The sequence below is a fragment of the Epibacterium sp. ABZ3_068 genome, assembly GCF_056159265.1.
In genome coordinates this window covers 1,006,751-1,025,710 of record NZ_JBSWUV010000001.1, presented here as the reverse complement: position 1 = coordinate 1,025,710, position 18,960 = coordinate 1,006,751, and the positions used below count along the sequence as shown (strand labels likewise).

17 protein-coding genes are annotated in these 18,960 nt (G+C 55.3%); 7 read left to right on the top strand and 10 right to left on the bottom strand.

Annotation, left to right across the window (positions count from 1 at the left end):
* Positions 1-3 precede the first annotated feature (3 nt).
* The 4 genes from fdh3B (at position 4) to ACXAEW_RS04770 (ending at position 3,475) form a co-directional block, all read left to right on the top strand.
* Complete coding sequence (gene fdh3B / locus ACXAEW_RS04785; protein ID WP_474940239.1) at positions 4-597, top strand: formate dehydrogenase FDH3 subunit beta; 594 nt, start codon at positions 4-6, stop codon at positions 595-597.
* Between the two features lie 95 nt (positions 598-692).
* Positions 693-1,880: a formate dehydrogenase subunit gamma gene (locus ACXAEW_RS04780; RefSeq protein ID WP_474940238.1), complete on the top strand. Its 1,188-nt coding sequence runs from the start codon at positions 693-695 to the stop codon at positions 1,878-1,880.
* A 111-nt stretch (positions 1,881-1,991) separates the two neighbouring features.
* Positions 1,992-2,126, top strand: coding sequence for a hypothetical protein (locus ACXAEW_RS04775; RefSeq protein WP_474940237.1), 135 nt, complete (start codon positions 1,992-1,994; stop codon positions 2,124-2,126).
* Positions 2,123-3,475, top strand: coding sequence for a sigma-54-dependent transcriptional regulator (locus ACXAEW_RS04770; RefSeq protein ID WP_474940236.1), 1,353 nt, complete (start codon positions 2,123-2,125; stop codon positions 3,473-3,475). The genes ACXAEW_RS04775 and ACXAEW_RS04770 overlap by 4 nt, the downstream gene beginning before the upstream one ends.
* An 8-nt stretch (positions 3,476-3,483) precedes the next feature.
* Here the strand turns inward: ACXAEW_RS04770 and ACXAEW_RS04765 are convergent, their stop codons facing one another.
* Together ACXAEW_RS04765 and ACXAEW_RS04760 are read right to left on the bottom strand one after the other, a co-directional pair.
* Positions 3,484-5,454: a sensor histidine kinase gene (locus tag ACXAEW_RS04765; RefSeq protein WP_474940235.1), complete on the bottom strand. Its 1,971-nt coding sequence runs from the start codon at positions 5,452-5,454 to the stop codon at positions 3,484-3,486.
* Positions 5,455-5,531: 77 nt separating this feature from the next.
* Entirely contained in the window at positions 5,532-6,023 is a 492-nt protein-coding gene (locus tag ACXAEW_RS04760) for a chalcone isomerase family protein (protein WP_474940234.1), read from the bottom strand.
* Between the two features lie 345 nt (positions 6,024-6,368).
* On the opposite strand from ACXAEW_RS04760, the gene ACXAEW_RS04755 reads away from it, so the two are divergent.
* Positions 6,369-7,913, top strand: a complete 1,545-nt coding sequence (locus tag ACXAEW_RS04755; RefSeq protein WP_474940233.1) for a methyltransferase regulatory domain-containing protein — start codon at positions 6,369-6,371, stop codon at positions 7,911-7,913.
* A 62-nt stretch (positions 7,914-7,975) separates the two neighbouring features.
* Here the strand turns inward: ACXAEW_RS04755 and gap are convergent, their stop codons facing one another.
* On the bottom strand, positions 7,976-8,980 hold the full coding sequence (gap, locus tag ACXAEW_RS04750; RefSeq protein WP_474940232.1) for a type I glyceraldehyde-3-phosphate dehydrogenase: 1,005 nt from the start codon (positions 8,978-8,980) through the stop codon (positions 7,976-7,978).
* A 145-nt stretch (positions 8,981-9,125) separates the two neighbouring features.
* Between gap and ACXAEW_RS04745 the strand changes: the two genes are divergently transcribed.
* Positions 9,126-10,130 (top strand): LacI family DNA-binding transcriptional regulator, encoded by a 1,005-nt coding sequence (locus tag ACXAEW_RS04745; RefSeq protein ID WP_474940231.1) that lies wholly within the window; start codon positions 9,126-9,128, stop codon positions 10,128-10,130.
* 48 nt (positions 10,131-10,178) lie between these two features.
* Here the strand turns inward: ACXAEW_RS04745 and ACXAEW_RS04740 are convergent, their stop codons facing one another.
* The 7 genes from ACXAEW_RS04740 to ACXAEW_RS04710 form a co-directional block, all read right to left on the bottom strand.
* A complete protein-coding gene (locus tag ACXAEW_RS04740) occupies positions 10,179-11,324 on the bottom strand; it encodes an iron-containing alcohol dehydrogenase (RefSeq protein ID WP_474940230.1) in 1,146 nt (381 codons plus the stop codon).
* Entirely contained in the window at positions 11,321-12,700 is a 1,380-nt protein-coding gene (locus ACXAEW_RS04735; RefSeq protein WP_474940229.1) for an aldehyde dehydrogenase family protein, read from the bottom strand. The genes ACXAEW_RS04740 and ACXAEW_RS04735 overlap by 4 nt, the downstream gene beginning before the upstream one ends.
* Positions 12,697-14,058, bottom strand: a complete 1,362-nt coding sequence (locus ACXAEW_RS04730; RefSeq protein ID WP_474940228.1) for a glutamine synthetase family protein — start codon at positions 14,056-14,058, stop codon at positions 12,697-12,699. The genes ACXAEW_RS04735 and ACXAEW_RS04730 overlap by 4 nt, the downstream gene beginning before the upstream one ends.
* A 96-nt stretch (positions 14,059-14,154) precedes the next feature.
* The gene (locus ACXAEW_RS04725) at positions 14,155-15,189 is read right to left on the bottom strand and encodes a TRAP transporter substrate-binding protein (protein WP_474940227.1); all 1,035 of its coding nucleotides are present in this window, start codon (positions 15,187-15,189) and stop codon (positions 14,155-14,157) included.
* 51 nt (positions 15,190-15,240) lie between these two features.
* Positions 15,241-16,563 carry a TRAP transporter large permease gene (locus ACXAEW_RS04720; RefSeq protein WP_474940226.1) on the bottom strand — a complete coding sequence of 441 codons (1,323 nt, stop codon included), beginning with the start codon at positions 16,561-16,563 and terminating at the stop codon, positions 15,241-15,243.
* Positions 16,563-17,159 (bottom strand): TRAP transporter small permease subunit, encoded by a 597-nt coding sequence (locus ACXAEW_RS04715; protein ID WP_474940225.1) that lies wholly within the window; start codon positions 17,157-17,159, stop codon positions 16,563-16,565. Before ACXAEW_RS04715 ends, ACXAEW_RS04720 begins: the two co-directional genes overlap by 1 nt.
* Positions 17,152-17,934, bottom strand: a complete 783-nt coding sequence (locus ACXAEW_RS04710; protein ID WP_474940224.1) for an N-formylglutamate amidohydrolase — start codon at positions 17,932-17,934, stop codon at positions 17,152-17,154. The genes ACXAEW_RS04715 and ACXAEW_RS04710 overlap by 8 nt, the downstream gene beginning before the upstream one ends.
* Positions 17,935-18,086: 152 nt before the next feature.
* On the opposite strand from ACXAEW_RS04710, the gene ACXAEW_RS04705 reads away from it, so the two are divergent.
* Positions 18,087-18,956 carry a MurR/RpiR family transcriptional regulator gene (locus tag ACXAEW_RS04705; RefSeq protein ID WP_474940223.1) on the top strand — a complete coding sequence of 290 codons (870 nt, stop codon included), beginning with the start codon at positions 18,087-18,089 and terminating at the stop codon, positions 18,954-18,956.
* The last annotated feature ends 4 nt before the right edge of the window (positions 18,957-18,960 follow it).

Genomic DNA, 18,960 nt, shown 5'->3' with positions numbered 1-18,960 from the left:
GTTATGGCAAGAGCGAAGTTCCTGTGTGACGCCGAACGCTGCATTGAATGCAACGCCTGTGTCACCGCTTGTAAGAACGAGCACGAAGTGCCCTGGGGCATCAACCGCCGCCGTGTGGTCACCATCAATGATGGATCTCCTGGTGAACGGTCGATCTCGGTCGCCTGTATGCATTGTTCGGATGCGCCCTGTATGGCTGTCTGCCCGGTGGATTGTTTCTATCAATCCGAAGAGGGCGTCGTCCTGCACTCCAAAGATCTCTGCATCGGCTGCGGTTACTGCTTTTACGCGTGCCCTTTTGGCGCGCCGCAGTACCCGCAGGCAGGCAACTTTGGCAGCCGAGGCAAGATGGACAAATGCACCTTCTGTGCCGGTGGTCCGGAGGAAAACAACTCCGCCGCTGAGTTCCAGAAATATGGTCGCAACCGGATTGCCGAAGGTAAGCTGCCAATCTGTGCTGAGATGTGTTCAACCAAAGCGCTTCTGGCTGGCGACGGCGACACGGTTTCCGCCGTTTATCGTGAGCGTGTTGTGGCCCGTGGCTTTGGCACCGGCGCCTGGGGTTGGGGCACTGCCTACGACCAAAAAGGTGGCTGATCCGATACGGATCTGAAGAACGGGATGGCCCGGTTTCCCGGGCCGTTCCGCACATCGAAAAAGTTGTAACTTACTCATATCAAAGGAGTGTGCCGATGCTGCGCATTGCTTTTGCAATTCTATGGTCGGCGCTGATCTCTGCGGTGGCTGTGCCTGCGATCGCGCAAACCGCGCCGGATCGCTCTGCCACGGGTGGTGCTCAGACGCTGTCGGATATTCTTGCACGCCAAGAACAGCTGAAAATCGACGACAGTTTCCGTCGTGAGAACACCGGTGACCCGAATGCGGCCAAGGCGACCACCGATCAGCTTGGTACCTTGGGTGGTGCGTCGGATGCGGATGTGTGGCGCGCCTTACGTTATGACAGCGCCGATGTGCGGGTCTCAGCTGGTGGAGACGTGGCTGCGACACTGGTTCAGGATGGCGGCATGGCATGGTTGGCGTTCCGTGCTGGCCCGTTGCGCACCTATGGCGGCTGGCTCCTTCTTGGAACCATTGGCGCGCTTGTTGTGTTCTACCTGCTGCGTGGACGGATTGCAGTTGATGCTGAAAGCACCGGTCGCACGGTGACCCGGTTCAAAGCCATTGAACGATTTGCTCATTGGATGCTGGCGGGGTCTTTCATTCTGCTGGGTATTACCGGCCTGCTGACGCTCTTTGGTCGCGTCGGGATCATTCCGTTTCTGGGGCATGAGGTGAACTCTGTCCTGTTGATCGCAGGAAAGTGGATCCACAACAGCGTAGCGTGGGCGTTTATCCTGGCGCTGGTGATGATCTTTGTGATGTGGGTTGGCCACAATATCCCGAACCGTGGGGACATCATCTGGATCAAACAGTTCGGCGGGATTATCGGTAAGAACCACCCTCCGGCCAAGAAGTTCAACGCGGGTCAAAAGGTCATCTTTTGGTCGGTGATCCTGTTTGGCGGCTCGATTGCGATCTCAGGCGTGTCGCTTCTGTTCCCCTATGAGCTGCCATTGTTTGCCAAGACATTTGCGTTCCTCAACACAACGGGGCTGCCGGATATGGTTGGTCTGGGCGTTCTGCCGACCGAATTGGCCGCACAGGAAGAAATGCAGCTGGCGCAGGCCTGGCACGCGATTGTGGCCTTTGTCCTGATGGCCATCGTCATTGCCCATATCTACATCGGTTCTGTTGGGATGGAAGGGGCCTATGATGCCATGGGAACGGGCGAAGTGGATGAGGCCTGGGCGTATCAGCACCACTCGATCTGGCTGGAAGAGGAAAAGGCCAAAGCCGCAGCTCATCAGCCTGCGGAATAGAGAAAACCGGGTATCCTGAAAGGGGTGCCTCAACACCTGGGTTGTTGCTGTACAGACTCAGTCCAGACCTGATAAATAACTTATCATAAAGCCACATAGGCGGGATCAGATATGAAAGTGATGTTTGCTGGATTTGCGGCGATCTTGGTGATCGCAGTGGCTGCGGATTTTGCACTGGATGAAATTGGTTTTGCGTCAGCAGATCGTCAGTCTGGTGCATCTGTAAGATTGGATAGCCGCGATTGAAACTGAATACCCCGGCGCGTGACGATTACGGTGATAGCCTGAGCGGCGCCTCGATCCTGGTGATCGACGACGAGCCGGGCATGCGTAACTTCATGACCAAGATCCTGGAGCCACGGTGTAAGCGCGTGGAACAGGCGGCTTCGGCAGATGAGGCAACGGCTATTCTGGATCAGAGCCATTTTGATCTGGTTGTGTTGGACAATATTATGCCCGGAAAAACCGGTCTGGAGTGGGTTCAGGAACAGCGCAAGGTTGGCCTGTTTGCTGATACCATTCTTGTGACGGCCTATGCGGATCTGGAGACAGCCATTCAGGCGCTGCGCACCGGTGTTTCTGATTTTGTGCTCAAGCCGTTTCGGGCGAACCAGATTCTGAATTCCGTCGCGCGTGCACTTGATCGCAAATATCTGCGCCGGGAAAACTACCTTTTGAAGCACGAGCTTTCGATTGAAGGTGGTGCTGCGCGGGGGCGGTTGCTGGGCAAATCCGCCGCCATCAACAGGGCGCGCGATATGCTGCGTCGTCTTGCGCCGCTGCCGACACCGGTTCTGTTCACAGGCGCCAGTGGCACGGGCAAGGAAATTGCTGCCCGCACGCTTCATTCTATGTCGGAGCGTGCAGATAATCCGTTTGTGGCCATTAACTGCGCAACCATTCCGCCCGACCGGATTGCACAAGAGCTGTTTGGGCAAGCCGATGCGCAAGATCGCCGCCAAGGAGGACTGTTTCTGCTGGCTGATGGCGGCACTTTATTCCTAGACGAGATTGCCCAAATGCCCGATCAGGTCCAGGCCGCATTGTTACGGGTATTAGAGGACCACCGGGTCCGACCGTTGGGAGCTGAACGCGACATTCCACTCAACCTTCGGTTCCTGTTTGCCACCAATGCCGATCTTGAAGACTCGGTTCAGGAGGGTCGGTTCCGCGCTGACCTGTATCACCGGATCAATGTCGTCAATATCGAGATGCCCCCGCTCAAGGATCGTGTCGAAGACATCGTCGAGTTGGCGGCGTTCTTTATGGAACAGTTTTCGACCACGTTGGGCATGCCTGCACTGGCGTTGAACGAAGAGACGCTTTTGAAGTTCAGCCGTTATGATTGGCCGGGGAATGTGCGCGAGCTACGGAACCTGATTGAGCGGTCTATGATCCTGGGTGAGTTCCCTGAAGAATTCGCAGGCCATGGCGGCGTTTCCGGGCTAGCGGCAATTGAATCACTGGATTTGGTAACGCAGCGCCACATAATGCATGTGCTGGATGCATGTGATGGAAACCGGGCAGAAGCCGCACGCAGGCTCGGCGTCTCCCGTAAAACCATCGACAGGAAATGCGCGTCTTGGGATCTTTGAGGCGATATCTACTGCGCAGCCATGTCCAAAGTGTGTGCTGATGGTAGCCAGATCGTAAACTCTGCACCCGTGGGGTCAATATTGCGCGCCTGAATGATCCCGCCCGCCCGTTGTATCAAGGACTGGCTTATAGACAGCCCGAGACCGGTGCCCTTACCGAGTTTTGTTGTAAAGAAGGGGTCAAAGACGGCGCTGAGCTTGTCTGCGGGGATACCTGGACCGCTGTCAGACACAGTAATGAGAGCACCGGGTAAACCATTTCTTTCGGCTGTGTCCAACGACAAGATCAGACGTCCGCGCTCCTCCATTGCCTGCGCTGCATTGATTATCAGATTGACGATGACTTGCTGAAGCTCACCAGGGTCGATGCGCACTTCGGGGGCTTGGGCCAATTGTGTTTCAACGGTGATTTCCTGATGCGCGATCTTGTGAGCGACAAGGACCAAACAATCCTGAAGCACCGGTGCGATGTTCAAGCATTCTGCGAAATTGCCAAATTCCGAAGGCCGTGCGAATTGCAACAGTTTGCCAACAATGGCGCTGATCCGCATAATCTGATTGTCGATCAGATCCAACTCGGTTGCAACCGGTTCGGCCTTTTCGTCAAGCATCATTCGAATAACGTCTACATTCCCCTGAATGACCGCAACCGGGTTGTTGATCTCATGCGCGACGCCTGCAGTGATCTCCCCGATCGAGGCCAGTTTCTCGCTCATGACCAGCTGTTTGTATGTCTCTTCCAGTTTGGCATTTGCAGCGCTCAGCTGTTCGGTGCGCTTGTCAACGCGGGCGTTCAGCTCATCGGCCCATTCCCGCAGGCGGCGGTCGCGTTCTTGCACTTGATCGAGCAGCATATCCAGATGTTGGGCAACCTGCCCGATCTCATCCTTGTTGGGGACAAGCCCGATCCGCGCCGAAAGGTTGCCTTGCTCCACGCGCCGCATGGTCTTGGTCATACGTTCCAAGGGGGCAAAGATCCCTTTGGCCAACCATAGAAAAACCGGCGCTGAGATGGCCATCACGACGATAAAAACACCGATGATGCTCCAATAGGCCTCGCGTTTGGCGGCAGAGTAGGGGGCCTCCAGAAAGCCCACATAAAGCATTCCAACGCGTTCTCCGTAGCTGTCAGTCAGCGGCAGATACCCGGAGATATACCAGTCATTTACCACAAAGGCCCGGTCCAGCCAGGTTTGTCCCTGAACCAAGACCGCGTTTCGCACGACGGCGGAAACACGTGTGCCAAGAGCGCGAACATCCTCGAACAGGCGAACATTTGTGGATACGCGGGTGTCGTCCAGAAACAGTGTCGCGGTTCCTTGGCGCCCCTGCCCAGAGCTGTGGTCCTGATAGACCAGTGCGTTGATTGTGTCGATAAAACCCAGATTACGGTTCAACAGCATCCCCCCGACCAACACCCCACGGTGCTCACCCAGTCGGACCGGAGCTGCGGAGTGGATTACCATCCCCCTGTCTTCGACGTGGCGTGTCGTGGGAACTGCGGCCTCGGTTTCGATCAAGGGAAGCCGTGCCTGGTCTGCCAGATGTGTTGAAAGCGCGGCCAGATCCTCGCTGGAAAAGATGTCGATCGCAAACTGGGTCCTGCCGTTTGCGGCAGCTTCGATGATGGGCCATTTCAGATGCTGTTGTTGCAGCGCACCCTCTGGAACATAATAGAGGAAATCGAGTTTCAGATCGCGTCGGCGCTGACCCCAAAACCGGTTCTGTTCGTGGGGTGGCGCATTCAGGATTTGGTCAAGCGTTTGAGATTCAGCAAGACGTTCCAATGCATTACCTGTGACTGCCTCCAGATGCTGCAGATACTGTTCTGCAATCTTCAAGTCGCTTTCGACTTTGGCGATTAACACATCATCGTAGTCCGCGTTCCAACGTGCCATCGCAAGAACCAACAGCAGCGGAATGAGCACGCTAAGCGGTAGAAGTGCCAGCAGTAAGAGGCGTAGTCTGACAGAGCGCAAGAGGGCGGATCCTGGACAGGTTCATTTGCCCAACTGTTGCACAGATCCAAAGCGCCGTATAGATTGGCGCCCCGTCTTCACTCTCCGCGTAGGCGTTTGGACAAGCTGGGCATCCTGCTTTTGGGCGATAGCCAAATGCTCAAAAAACGCTGTCGTGCGCCAGCATGTTCGACAGTGCACGTGCGCTGCCCATTCAAAGATAGCTGCAGTCGATTTTCCGAAGTCGACAGCGCAACATATCTGTCGCCTTTTTTGACGTCCCGAAAACATTTTTCGAGCTTGGACATAAACTGAGTGGAGTCCGGCTGGGTGCCCTCAAGCCTTCGGAGTTCGATGCCAGCAGAACCCGCCAGTTTTCGTCCACTTATGCCTTTCCTGTATTCCAACTCCAAAGCCATCGGAGACTGCCAGCTGAATCGGTTGTTCTTTGAATAGAGAGTTGCATCGTATAAAGTCACGCCGAGCCACCGGAACGATGCGGTGCCGAGCGGTTTCGCGTTTGGAAGTCCGATGTCGGCCTGCGCTGTAGTTGCCAGGCCAATCAGCAACAGAGTTAGCATCTTCCACATAGATCTCTCCTTGAACATGCCTTGGAGTAAAACATCGTCCTTGGATCTAGGGCAGGTCTTGGTCGGGTCCAATCTCAACGCCCGAATGCATCGGCTTTCACGGTTTTGTCTCGGGCATAGCTCGATCTCACAAAGGATTTATCGAAACGTGAACTGATTGGTCAGTGTCTTAAAGAACTGATCCAGACATTTTTCCTAAATTGTGTGCATGATCAAAGCAGGCACCAATTTATCCATTTGTCATGGCATACGCAGCCAGAAAGCCGCAGATTCTGTGGCTGGGGTCACTATTCGTTCCAATCGCCTGTTGTCTCAAATATACGTCATAAGATGCAGGTATTAGATATGAACAACTGGACTGCGGGTTATACCGCTGACCTGGATTACACCCATGATTTCCAGAGAGAACTCACCCCGTCTTTGTTAACCTTTTGCGCTACGTCCAAAGGTGTGAAACACCGGCTGGACCAAGACGGTGTTACCTATTGCGAGCTGGGATGTGGCTATGGGATGACGGCCAATATTCTGGCAGCTGCCAACCCTCACATTCAGTTTTATGCTATGGATTTCAATCCAGCGCATATTGCTGGCGCGTCGCAGCTGGCACAGGAAGCCGGTTTGGACAATCTGCATTTCTATGAGCAATCGTTTGACGATTTCCGCACCGAGGCATCGCTCCCGGAGAAATTTGATGTCATCTCGTTGCACGGGGTGTACACTTGGGTTTCCAAAGAAAATCAACAGATCATCCTCGATTTCATTGGCAAGCGCCTGAAACCGGGCGGTTTGGTTTATGTGAGCTATAACACCTTACCTGGGTGGTCCGCCGCAACACCTCTTGCCCGGTTGTTTGCTGACCGGGTGCAAAACGCTGATGGTCCGATTGCGGACCGGATCGAAGCGGCGCTTGATTTTTGCGAAACGCTCCAGGCCACCGGTGCCAAGTATTTTACGGACAATCCGGGATTGGAGAAACGTCTGAAGAAGATGCGTTCTATGTCGAAAAACTATTTGGCGCATGAGTATCTTTCACTGGGATGGCAGCCAATCCATTTTGCAGACATGGCCGAGCATATGGGGGAGGCCAAGATGAATTTCCTGGGCTCGGCCAATCCAATTGATCACCTCAACGATTTAAACTTGCAACCCGCACAAGCGGCGATGTTAGAGCAGGAGATTGATCCGGTTCAGCGCGAAAATCTGCGCGATATTCTGGTTAATGAGCAGTTCCGCACAGATATCTTTGTGCGTGGATATCAACGTCAGACAGAGCGCGGCGCGGTTGGAGCGTGGTTTGACACTGCGCTGGCTTTGACGCGCCCATTCACCGAAGACCTTCCCGTCATAAAGTGGCGATTGGGTACTGTACCACTGAAGCTCCACCAGTGTGCTCCGGTCTTGCGCGCGCTTATGCAGAGACCGATGACCGTCAAGCAATTGTTGGATCATGGTGCGTTTGGAGAAATGAACTGGGGGGAGATCACCCACCTGCTGACGACATTGGTTGGGGCGAGTCACATTACACCCTGCTTGTCGCTTGACGGCATTCAGGACCGCGAAGCCTCTTGCCAGACCATGAACAAGGCGGTGTGTAAGCGGGCTGAGGACAGTGAAAACATCCATTTTCTTGCTTCACCTGTTACAGGCGGCGGGATCCAGGTGAACCGATTTGAGCAATTGTTCCTGATTGCGATACATGAAGGGCGCCAAAATCCCGAAGATTGGGCCGAACTGGCCTGGATGATTCTGGCACCACAGGGGCAACGGGTTTTGAAAGATGGTCGGCAGCTGGAGACTCCAGAAGAAAATCTTGCGGAGTTGTGTCAGCAGGCCGAGGCGTTTGCGGTGACCCGGCTTCCCGTTCTGAAAAAACTGGGTATCCCATTTTAAACATAGAACCCACAAAAAGGCCGCGCAAATGCGCGGCCTTGTCGCCTTGGAAGCGAGAGCGTTTAGGAGAGGAATGCTCCCATGGCGCGGCCAGTGTCCAGCATACGGTTGGAAAAGCCCCATTCATTGTCGTACCAGCTGACCACACGCACCAGACCTTCGGAGGTGACCGAAGTCTGCGCCGCCGCATAGGTGGAGGAGTGGATGTCGTGGTTGAAATCAACCGACACCAGTGGTTCGTCGCTAAAGTTCAGAATGCCTTTCAGCGGGCCTTCAGCCGCCGATTTGACAGCGGCGTCGATGGCTTCGCGCGTGGCTTCTTTTTCTGGTACAAAGGTCAGGTCCACCAGTGACACATTTGGCGTGGGAACACGAATGGCGGACCCTTCCAGACGGCCTTTCAGATGTGGCAGAACTTCTGAAATTGCGCGCGCAGCACCCGTAGAGGTCGGGATCATAGACATGGCTGCGGCACGTGCACGGTAGAGGTCTTTGTGCGTTGTGTCATGTGTCGGCTGGTCACCCGTGTAGGCGTGAATCGTGGTCATGTAACCTGTCTTGATGCCAAAGGTGTCATCAAGAACTTTTGCCAGCGGTGCCAGACAGTTGGTGGTGCAGGACGCGTTAGAGACGATCACGTCCTCTGCAGTCAGCTCACTGTGGTTGACGCCATATACAACAGTGCGATCGCTTTCTTTGCCTGGCGCAGAGATCAAGACGCGTTTGGAGCCGTTTTTCAGGTGCAGCGCAGCTTTGTCACGTGCGGTGAAGAGGCCAGTGCATTCATAGGCAATGTCTACATCGCTCCAGGGTAGCTCTTCCGGGTTGCGGATTGCGGTCAGGCGGATGGTTTGGCTGCCGACGTTCATGGTCTCACCATCGATGGTGACATCCTGGCCAAGGCGACCGTGAACACTGTCGAACTTCAATAGATGTGCAAGGGTCTCTGGCGGAGACAGATCATTGATGGCGACGACTTCAATGTCTTTGACATTGTTCTCCAGAATGGCGCGCAGCACGTTACGGCCGATGCGGCCAAAACCATTGATTGCGATTTTCAGGGTCATGGGGCCTCCTCCGGGATTCTTCCGGGATCAATTTCGAGTCATTCGGAATGATTGCGTTACCGGTAGCGATAACATTGACGAAAATCAAGCCCTGATGCAAATCTAGATCTGTCATGTGATCGCCGCATTCAGATAAGAGGGTGCCATGTCGAAAAAGCTTTTACTCAAAGATATCGCTAAACTCGCCGGAGTGAGTGAGATGACAGCCTCACGCGCTTTGCGTGGTGCGCCCGATGTGTCCAAGGCTACAAAAGCCAAGGTAGAAGAGATCGCGGCGGCGCATGGGTATGTCCCGAACCGGATCGCAGGGTCTTTGTCGTCTCAATCAGTCAATCTGGTGGCCGTGGTTGTTCCGTCGCTGAACAGCTATGTTTTTCCCGAGGTGTTGTCTGGCATCTCAGAGACCCTGACGGGAAGCGATCTCAAACCTGTTGTCGGTGTCAGCGGCTATGACCTGAGCGAGGAAGAAGCTGTCATTCGCGAAATGCTCAGCTGGCGCCCGTCCGGGCTGATTGTGGCGGGCCTTGAACATAATCAAGCGACGTGTCGTATGCTGAGGCAAGCGTCCTGCCCGGTTGTGGAAGTCATGGATACTGACGGAGATCCGGTCAGCCATTGTGTGGGGATTTCCCATCACAGTGCAGGATACGATATGGGACGTGAAATCCTGTCGCGTGGGTACCGGCGCATTGGCTTCATCGGCACCAAACTGCCGCGGGATTTCCGGGCACGTAAACGCATGGCGGGTTTTGTTGCTGCGCTTGAAGAGGTGGATCTAAAGCTGGTGGATCAGGTGACCTATTCCGGTGACTCGTCCATCCAGACTGGCCGCGACCTGACCGAGAGGATGCTGCAGACCACTCCTGATGTGGACTGCCTCTATTATTCCAGCGACGTGATGTGCGTGGGCGGCTTGATGCATTGCCTGGCCAATGGTGTGTCTGTTCCTCAGGATGTTGCGCTGGCAGGTTTCAATAATCTGGAAATCCTGCAGGGGTTGCCGCTGGATCTTGCGACCACCGATGCGCGCAGGCGTGATGTCGGACAACGCGCGGCTCAGATCGTTTTGCAGGCCCGCCACTCTAAGGCGCCGCTGGAACCGATTCTAGACGTGCTGCAATCCACGATCAGTGTCGGGCAGTCCTTGTAACAAGATGCCCCCCAACAGAGTTGGAGGGCATTGCAAGCAATAGGCTGTTTAAAGTGCTGCTTTAAAAAGCTGTGTGAGGTTCGCCTCGGTCAGCTCAATCGGGTTGCCGCCACAAGACGGGTCTGTCAACGCACCCTTTACCAATTCGGGGATCGCACTTTCTGTCACGCCCAGATCGGATAGAGAACGCGGAATGCCGAGGCTGTCGTTCAGATTTTGTACATATGTGCGGAAGCCGTCGAACCCGCCGTCAATCCCGAGGTAGTCAGCAGCATGGGCAAACCGGTCCGCAACTTCGGGTGCGTTGAACTCAAGAACCGCAGGCATACAGACCGCGTTTGTGGTGCCGTGGTGGGTGTTGAACACCGCGCCGATTGGGTGGCTCATGGCATGAATGGCACCCAGGCCTTTCTGGAATGCAGTGGCTCCCATCGCAGCAGCGGACATCATATGCGCGCGTGCCTCTATGTCGGTGCCATCCTTGTAGGCGCGCGGCAGGTATTCTTTGACCAAGCGCATGCCCTCCAGCGCAATGCCTTGCGACATCGGGTGGTAGAAGGGCGAGGAATAGGCCTCCACACAATGAGCAAAAGCATCAAGCCCGGTGCCCGCGGTGATGAAGGCAGGCATGCCCACGGTCAGTTCGGGATCGCAGATCACCACGGCAGGCAGAACCTTGGGGTGAAAGATGATCTTTTTCACATGTGTCACCGAGTTGGTGATCACGCTGGCGCGGCCCACTTCGGAACCGGTGCCTGCTGTTGTGGGCACCGCAATGATCGGAGCGATTGCATCAGCATCGGCACGGGTCCACCAATCGCCGACATCTTCGAAATCCCAGACAGGGCGGGTTTGGCCCGCCATAAAGGCGACCATTTTTCCCAGATCCAGACCGGAGCCGCCGCCAAAGGCGATGACACCGTCGTGGCCACCGGCTTTGTAGGCCGCAACACCGGCGTCCAGATTGATCTCGTTCGGGTTGGGGTCCACATCCGCAAAAAGACCGCGCCCCAGGCCTGCAGCCTCCATAATGTCCAGCGTGGCCGTGGTGATCGGCAGGTTGGCCAGACCTTTGTCTGTTACCAACAACGGGTTTGTGATCCCGGCGGTGGCGCAGGCTTCGGCCAGCTCTTTGATCCGGCCCGCGCCGAATTTGATGGTGGTCGGATAGGACCAGTTTCCAACAAGGCTCATGATGTCACCTTTTTCAGATGGTAGGATTTGGGACGGGTGAGGTTCTGATAGCCGATGATCGACAGGCCGCCACCACGTCCGGTGTTTTTACATCCCGTCCAGCACAGGCCGGGATCCAGATAGTCCGCCCGGTTCATAAACACGGTGCCGGTCTCCAACTGATCGCCAATAGCCATCGCGCGATCCAGGTCTTTGGTCCAGAGTGATGCGGTAAGGCCGAATTCGCTGTCGTTCATCAATGCTATGGCTTCTGCATCCGAAGAGACCTTCATGATGCCAACCACTGGACCAAAGCTTTCCTCACGCATCACCCGCATGTCATGGGTGACCCCTGTCAGGATCTGCGGTGTCAAATAGGCGCCACCGTTGTCTTCTGCGAATGTATCGATATGCGCCCTTGCGCCTTGTTTGACCGCCTCGGCAATCTGAAAGCGGACCTCTGCGGCAAAGCGTTCATTGGCCATCGGCCCCAGTGTTGTTGCCTCGTCCAGAGGATTGCCAAGTTTGTAGGAGTTCACCAAGGCCACGGCATGTTCCACAAAGGCGTCATAGAGGCTTTCATGGACATAAATCCGCTCGATTCCGCAGCAGCACTGGCCGGAATTGAACATCGCCCCATCTATCAATGTTTCAATCGCAGCCTCAAGATCTGCGTCTTCCATTACATAACCGGGATCTTTACCGCCGAGCTCTGTGCCGACGCCGGTGAAGGTGCCTGCCGCGGCACGCTCCATAGCTTGCCCGCCGCCCACAGAACCTGTGAAGTTTATGAAATCAAAGGCGTTCTCTGCGATCAATGTGCTGGTTGTGTCATGGTCCAGGAAGACGTTCTGGAAAACGTCTTCCGGCACGCCCGCAGCATGGAAGGCCTGCGCCATACGTTCCCCAACCAACAGGGTTTGGGTTGCGTGTTTCAGAACAACGGTGTTTCCGGCAATCAGCGCCGGAGCCACGGTGTTGATTGCGGTCATATATGGGTAGTTCCAGGGGGCCACGACCAGCACCACACCATGAGGGATGCGTTTGATATAGCGTTTAAACGTGGCGTCTTCACCAACTTCGATGTCCGCCAGGGCCTCTTGCGCGATTTCTGCCATGTAGGAGGCGCGTTCTTTGAACCCGCCAAACTCACCCCCATAGCGCACGGGACGGCCCATCATATGGGCGAGTTCTGGGACGATCTCCTCATTCATCGCGCCGACAGCTGCAACGCCAGCCATGACGAGATCGATCCGTTCCTGTAGCGGACGGGCTGCCCAGGACTTTTGCGCGCTGCGCGCCGTCGCGACAGCCTGCTTTGCTGCATCCATCGACAACACGTCGCGCTCAGCAAAAACCGATCCGTCAATCGGTGAGATACATTTTAGGGTGCTCATGCTTTTTCAAAGCCTCGTGCAATTTCGTAGTCTGTGACCACACGGTTAAACTCTTCGATTTCCCATTCCGCAGCGCGGGCATAATGGGCAACAACGTCTTCACCCAGCGCCTCTTTCAGCATGTCAGACGCCAAGAGCGCATCGCGGGCGTCCCGCAAGGTGCCGGGAATATGTAGTGCTTCGTCATTGCTATAGGCATCACCTGTGAACTGCGCAGGCAGCTCCAGTTCTTCTTCGATGCCTTTCAGGCCAGCGGCCAACATCGCGGCCTGCGCCAGATACGGGTTCATATCCGCACCTGGGACCCGGCATTCCACCCGCACGGCTTTGGTTCCGTCCCCACACAGGCGGAACGCGGCAGTCCGGTTATCAACGGACCATACGGTTTGTGTTGGGGCAAAGGAGCCTTTGGCAAAACGTTTGTAGCTGTTGATATAGGGCGCCATGAAATAGGTATAGTCGGCGGCATATTTCATCAGGCCCGCCATATAGTGATCCATCAGACGGGATTTGCCCAATGGTTGCTTTGCATCAAAGAAGGCGTTCTGACCATCCCTCCACAACGATTGGTGGACGTGGGACGCGGACCCTACACGGTCTGCATGCCATTTCGGCAGGAAGCTGGCGGCGAACCCCTGCTGGTGTGCGATTTCCTTGATCCCGTGTTTGGCCAGCGTGTGGTGATCTGCAGTTGCCAGTGCCTCGTCGTATTTGACGTTCAACTCTTCCTGACCGGCCTCAGCCTCTCCTTTGGAACCCTCGACCGGAATGCCCATGGCACGCAAGTGATTGCGGATCGGGCGCATGACCGGTTCTTCCTTGGAGGTCTGAAAGATGTGGTAATCTTCGTTGTAGTTGGAGATCGGCTGCAATTTAAAACCGTTGCGGGCAATCTCGTCATGGGTGCCCTGGAACAGGAAGAACTCAAGCTCGGTCGCCATGATCGGCGTGAACCCCAGAGCGGAGGCGCGCTGGATCTGCTTTTTCAACATCTCGCGGGGCGCAAATGGGATCGGTTGGTGATGATGGTGGTCGAGCACATCGCACAGCACCAATGCGGTTCCATCGAGCCAGGGTACCGGACGAATGGTCGACAGATCGGGCTTCATCACATAGTCGCCATAGCCGCGCTCCCAGCTGGTGGATGCATACCCATCGGGGGTGGCCATAGCGAGATCGGTGGCCAACAGGTAGTTGCAGCAATGGGTTTCGTCCTCGGCCATTTCCAGGAAGGCTTCGGCGTGAAACCGTTTGCCCATCAGGCGGCCCTGCATGTCGATGATGCAGGTCAGGACGGTGTCGATCTGGCCGCTTTCGATATCGGCGCGGAGGGCATCAAGAGTGAAGGGGCCGGGCATGGGCGAGGTCTCTTTTTGTTATCAAGCGGAGACCGCCCCAATGGGGCGGTCACAGTTTGAGCCGCGCATCCCCAACCGGGGATGCGGGCCGTTTGATCAGCCATAGCGATAAGGGCGACCGGCTTTGTGCATGTCAGCGTTGTATTTCTTGAAGATCTCAACAACCTTGGCCTTTGTTGGGCTTTCAGTGGCGATCTCATCCCAGAATTTAACCGCAGCATCTTCGACCTGCTGCCATTCATCGTCCGGAATGGTGGTCAGCTTCATGTCGCTGCCATTGACGCGCAGGGACGCCTCGCCACCCCAATACCACCACTGGCGATAGTAATGGGACTGGTCACAGCAGACGCGGAACAGGGTCTGCAGATCTTCGGGCAGCTCGTTCCAGCGACCCTGGTTGGCAAAGAATGACCCGGCCCACGCGCCCGAGATGTTGTTGGTCAAGAAGTAGTCGGTCACTTTGGACCAACCGACGGTGTAATCTTCGGTGATGCCGGACCAGGCGATGCCGTCCAACTCGCCGGTTTGAACCGCAACTTCAATGTCTTCCCACGGCAGGGTGACGGGTACAACGCCGAACTGTGCCAGGAAGCGGCCCGCAGTTGGGAAGGTAAAGACGCGCTTGCCTTTCAGGTCCGCAAGCGAGTTGATCGGATCTTTGGTGGCAAAGTGGCAGGGATCCCAGGCCCCGGCGGAGATATGTTTGACGCCGACCTTGGAGTATTCCTCGTCCCAGATCTCATTCAGGCCGTATTGGTTGAACAGGACCGGCACATCGAGAGAATAGCGCGACGCAAAGGGGAAGTAGCCGCCAAAGACAGTTACTTCTGTCGGAGAGGCCATGGAGTCATCATCCGATTGCACCGCGTCGATGGTGCCGCGTTGCATGGCACGGAACAATTCGCCGGTCGGCACCAGTTGGTCCGCATAGAACAGTTCGATCTGCATGCGGTCGCCTGCGATCTTGTTGAACATATCAATGGCGGGCTTCACGACATGTTCAGCCAGGGCCGCACCAGCATAGGTTTGCATGCGCCATTTGATGGTGGATTGCGCCAGGGCGGGGGTCGCCAGCGGGGCGGCGATTGCGCCAACTCCTGCGGTTTGCAGAAACTTACGTCTTGATGTCATTTCCTTACTCCTTGTTGGTTGTTCGGCCCGTTTTTGGGCTCTTCTTCGGGGTTATTTTCCGTAGACATATTCCGGCAGCCAAAGGGCTATCTGCGGGAACAGCATGATCAGGGCGAGGGCCACGACCATGACCCCGGCAAAGGGGATGATAGAGATATAGATGTCCTTGAGCCCGATTTCCGGCGGAGCCATCGCGCGCATCAGGAAGAGGTTGTAGCCAAAAGGCGGTGTCATATAGGCGATCTGGGTGGTGATCGTGTAGAGGACGCCGTACCAGATCAGATCAAACCCCAGCGCTCCGACCAACGGCACATAAAGGGGCGCCACGATCACCAGCATTGCCGTGTCGTCCAGGAATGTGCCCATGATGATAAAGCTCAGCTGCATCAGGATCAGGATCATCCACGGGCTGAGGCCAAGTTGATCGGTGAACAGATCCTCGATCGCCTTGACCGCGCCGAGCCCGTCAAAGATTGCGCCAAATCCAAGCGCCGCAAGAATGATCCACATGAACATGCAGGAGATGCCCAAGGTGGAGCGGACCGAAGTTTCAAAGACTTCTTTGTTCATACGACCTTTGAGCACCGCCGCAAGAAACGCGGTGATTGCGCCAATGGCCGAGCTTTCCACCAGTGATGTCCAGCCGTTCACAAAGGGGACCATCATCGCCGCAAAGATACCGATCGGCAGCAGGCCTGCCCGCAAAAGGCGCAGCTTTTCACTCATCGGTACGTCGCGCTCTTCCTTGGGCAATACAGGACCCAATTCCGGCTGCAGACGGCATCGGACATAGATGTAGATGACAAACATGGTTGCCATCAAAAGCCCCGGGATTACGCCTGCAAGCCACAGCTGCCCGACGGGTTGGCGCGCGATCATCGCGTAAAGCACAAGAACGACCGACGGTGGAACCAGAATACCCAGGGAGGACCCGGCCTGGATGACGCCGGTCACCATGATCTTGTCATAGCCACGCCGCAGCAGTTCGGGCAGTGCAATTGTTGCGCCGATTGCCATTCCAGCAACACTTAGGCCGTTCATGGCAGAGATCAGGACCATCAAACCGATTGTGCCGATGGCAAGACCGCCGCGCACAGGCCCCATCCAGACGTGAAACATCTTGTACAGATCATCGGCAATCTTGGATTCCGACAAGACGTATCCCATAAAGATAAACATCGGCAGGGTCAGCAGCGGGTACCATTTCATCAGCTTCATTGCGGCTGAAAACGGGATCTCGGATCCGCCCGTGCCCCAAAGCATCAATCCTGCAAGCGCGCCGACAAAGCCAATGGCGCCGAACACTCGCTGCCCGGTCATTAGCATCAGCATCATGCCCGCGAACATGAGGATTGCGATCATTTCGTAAGGCATCAGAGCTCGACTCCACGCAGGCGACCGATGTCGCGAAACAGTTCAGCAACGCATTGCAACAACATCAGAAGGACACCAAAGCAAAGGATGGTTTTTACGGGCCACAGGAACGGGCGCCAGGCTGTGGATGAGCGTTCGAGATAACCGATTTTCTCCTGTGCGCCGGACAGCCCGTCTGACAAGAGCGTTTTGAACAGATCCCAAAAGAACTGGAACGGCTCCAGCCCAAAGTATCCAAGCGAATAGGCGGTTGAACTGACGGCGCCGTAAAGCAGCATCCATAAATAAAACATGAGGAAAAGCACTGTGGAAGCGTCGATCATTGCCTTTGTGCGCACTGACCAGCCTCCATAGAAAAGGTCCATCCGCACATTCGATCCCATCTGAATCGAATAAGGGCCGCCCAGGATGTAATAGGCGACCATGACAAATTGCGCGGTCTCCAGCGTCCAGAGAGACGGATTAAAGAATGTCTTGGAGATCGACGACCACAAGAGAACGCCAATCAGCGCAAAAATCAGATACATCGCAAATCGCCCTATCCAGCGATTGAGGGTATCTATTGCGCGCACATATGCGCGGATCCAGCTAGGCATCTGACTGCCCCCCATGGGTGAGCTGCGCAATAGCGGGGCGCAGCAGGAAAAGCAGCTCGTTTGCGATTGCAAAGACATCAGCGTCGCTGGTCAGAAGGTCATTGCGTACTTCGATCATGACATTTGGAAGTCCGTTTTTGATCCCATGCAAAAGCAGAGAATGAGTCACGCCGTCCTCGGGACCGTAGGGCGCATTACGCTCAACTTTGCGGTTTGGAAGAGAACTGGCCTGTTCCAGCATCAGTTCCGCAAACGCGCTGTCGCTATCATGCAAAATGCCAATTTCGACTGCGCGTTCTTTACCAAAGTAGACAGGCGTAAAGCTGTGCAGTGTTACAATCAGGCTTTGCAGCTTCCGTTTACTCCGAGCCGTGATGATATCCTGAACCGCAGTACAGAATGGTTGATACACCGAGTAAACCCGTTCGTCCCGCTGGTCTTGTGAAAGGTTTCGGTTGCCCGGGATATCGATCAGTTCCGATTTCTCGGGCATGGCCGACGGCGCGTTTGGTGGGCGATTGCAATCGTAAACCAATCGAGAAACGGTGCTTGCAACCACGGGAGCATCCAATGCTTGGGCAAGATAAACAGACAGCGCCCGCGCGCCCGGGTCCCATGCGGCATGGCTGGTGGCCGCTTCGGTTGTCAGACCCAATCCGTCATATCTGGGAGGGATGTGATGGCTTGCGTGTTCGCATAGGAGCAGCACCGGACTCTGTCCGTTTGCATTGATCACTTCCACTGGATCAAAAGGTGATGTGGAATCGCCTTGCACGTAAGCACTCCCTTGTTTTTGGAAAGATGTTTCCACGTGACTTTTTTTCTGTCAATATACTTTCAGTCGCTCGCAGTTGATCGGGGAAGCTTTGAAAACATCTGTTCAGCGATTAAGCAAAGTGAATTGATCACAGACGAGAGAGAGCAAAAGTGTCCAAGCCGGCAGCCTCAGTAAGAGAGCTCATCCGCGAGCAATATTCAGCGCTGACGCAGACCGAACGTAAGTTTGCACAGGCGCTTCTGGACAATTATCCGGCTGCCGGTCTGGCTTCGATCACTATCGTTGCACAAAGCGCGGGCGTCTCCACGCCAACTGTCGCGCGAATGGTGCAAAAGCTTGGTTTTAAAGGGTATCCTCAATTTCACCAAGCGTTGCGCGAGGAGCTCGAGGCAAAGGTTTCCGGTCCGACCCAGCGCCGGGACAATTGGGCGTCGGATGCGCCGGAAGGGCATATGCTCAATCGGTTTGCGGAGGCTGTGACACATAACCTTGGACAGACTTTTTCAAATCTGGATACCGATTCATTTGATTCGGCCGTTTCGCAGCTCGCCAATACCAAAGGGCGGCTTTTTGTGGTTGGTGGACGCATAACTCGGGCGCTTGCGGATTATGCATTCACACATTTTCAGGCGGTTCGGCAGCGCGTGACGCATATGACTTCGTCCTCCGCGACATGGCCGCACTACGTTTTGGATATGGTCGAAGGGGATACGTTGCTGATGTTCGACGTGCGCCGCTACGAGACCAATTTGCAGCGGCTTGCTGAATTGGCGCGAGAGCGCGGGGTACACATCATACTGATCACAGATCAATGGGGCAGTCCGATTGCTGCTTCGTCCAATCAAACGTTCAATTGCTGGGGTGAAATTCCGTCGGCGTGGGACTCAAATATCTCTACCATGATGTTGCTTGAGGCGATGATTGCTGCGACCCAGGAAGAGAGCTGGGACGAGACCAGAACCCGTTATGAAAGGTTGGATGATCTATTTGATCTAACTCGGCTGTTTCGCAAGTTTTAATCTC

Coding starts and splice junctions, on each gene's coding strand:
- ACXAEW_RS04775 (WP_474940237.1), top strand. CDS start 1,992: ATGAAAGTGATGTTTGCTGGATTTGCGGCGATCTTGGTGATCGCAGTG.
- ACXAEW_RS04755 (WP_474940233.1), top strand. CDS start 6,369: ATGAACAACTGGACTGCGGGTTATACCGCTGACCTGGATTACACCCAT.
- ACXAEW_RS04715 (WP_474940225.1), bottom strand. CDS start 17,159: ATGCCTAGCTGGATCCGCGCATATGTGCGCGCAATAGATACCCTCAAT.
- ACXAEW_RS04740 (WP_474940230.1), bottom strand. CDS start 11,324: ATGAGCCTTGTTGGAAACTGGTCCTATCCGACCACCATCAAATTCGGC.
- ACXAEW_RS04735 (WP_474940229.1), bottom strand. CDS start 12,700: ATGAGCACCCTAAAATGTATCTCACCGATTGACGGATCGGTTTTTGCT.
- gap (WP_474940232.1), bottom strand. CDS start 8,980: ATGACCCTGAAAATCGCAATCAATGGTTTTGGCCGCATCGGCCGTAAC.
- ACXAEW_RS04730 (WP_474940228.1), bottom strand. CDS start 14,058: ATGCCCGGCCCCTTCACTCTTGATGCCCTCCGCGCCGATATCGAAAGC.
- ACXAEW_RS04760 (WP_474940234.1), bottom strand. CDS start 6,023: ATGTGGAAGATGCTAACTCTGTTGCTGATTGGCCTGGCAACTACAGCG.
- ACXAEW_RS04780 (WP_474940238.1), top strand. CDS start 693: ATGCTGCGCATTGCTTTTGCAATTCTATGGTCGGCGCTGATCTCTGCG.
- fdh3B (WP_474940239.1), top strand. CDS start 4: ATGGCAAGAGCGAAGTTCCTGTGTGACGCCGAACGCTGCATTGAATGC.
- ACXAEW_RS04725 (WP_474940227.1), bottom strand. CDS start 15,189: ATGACATCAAGACGTAAGTTTCTGCAAACCGCAGGAGTTGGCGCAATC.
- ACXAEW_RS04745 (WP_474940231.1), top strand. CDS start 9,126: ATGTCGAAAAAGCTTTTACTCAAAGATATCGCTAAACTCGCCGGAGTG.
- ACXAEW_RS04720 (WP_474940226.1), bottom strand. CDS start 16,563: ATGCCTTACGAAATGATCGCAATCCTCATGTTCGCGGGCATGATGCTG.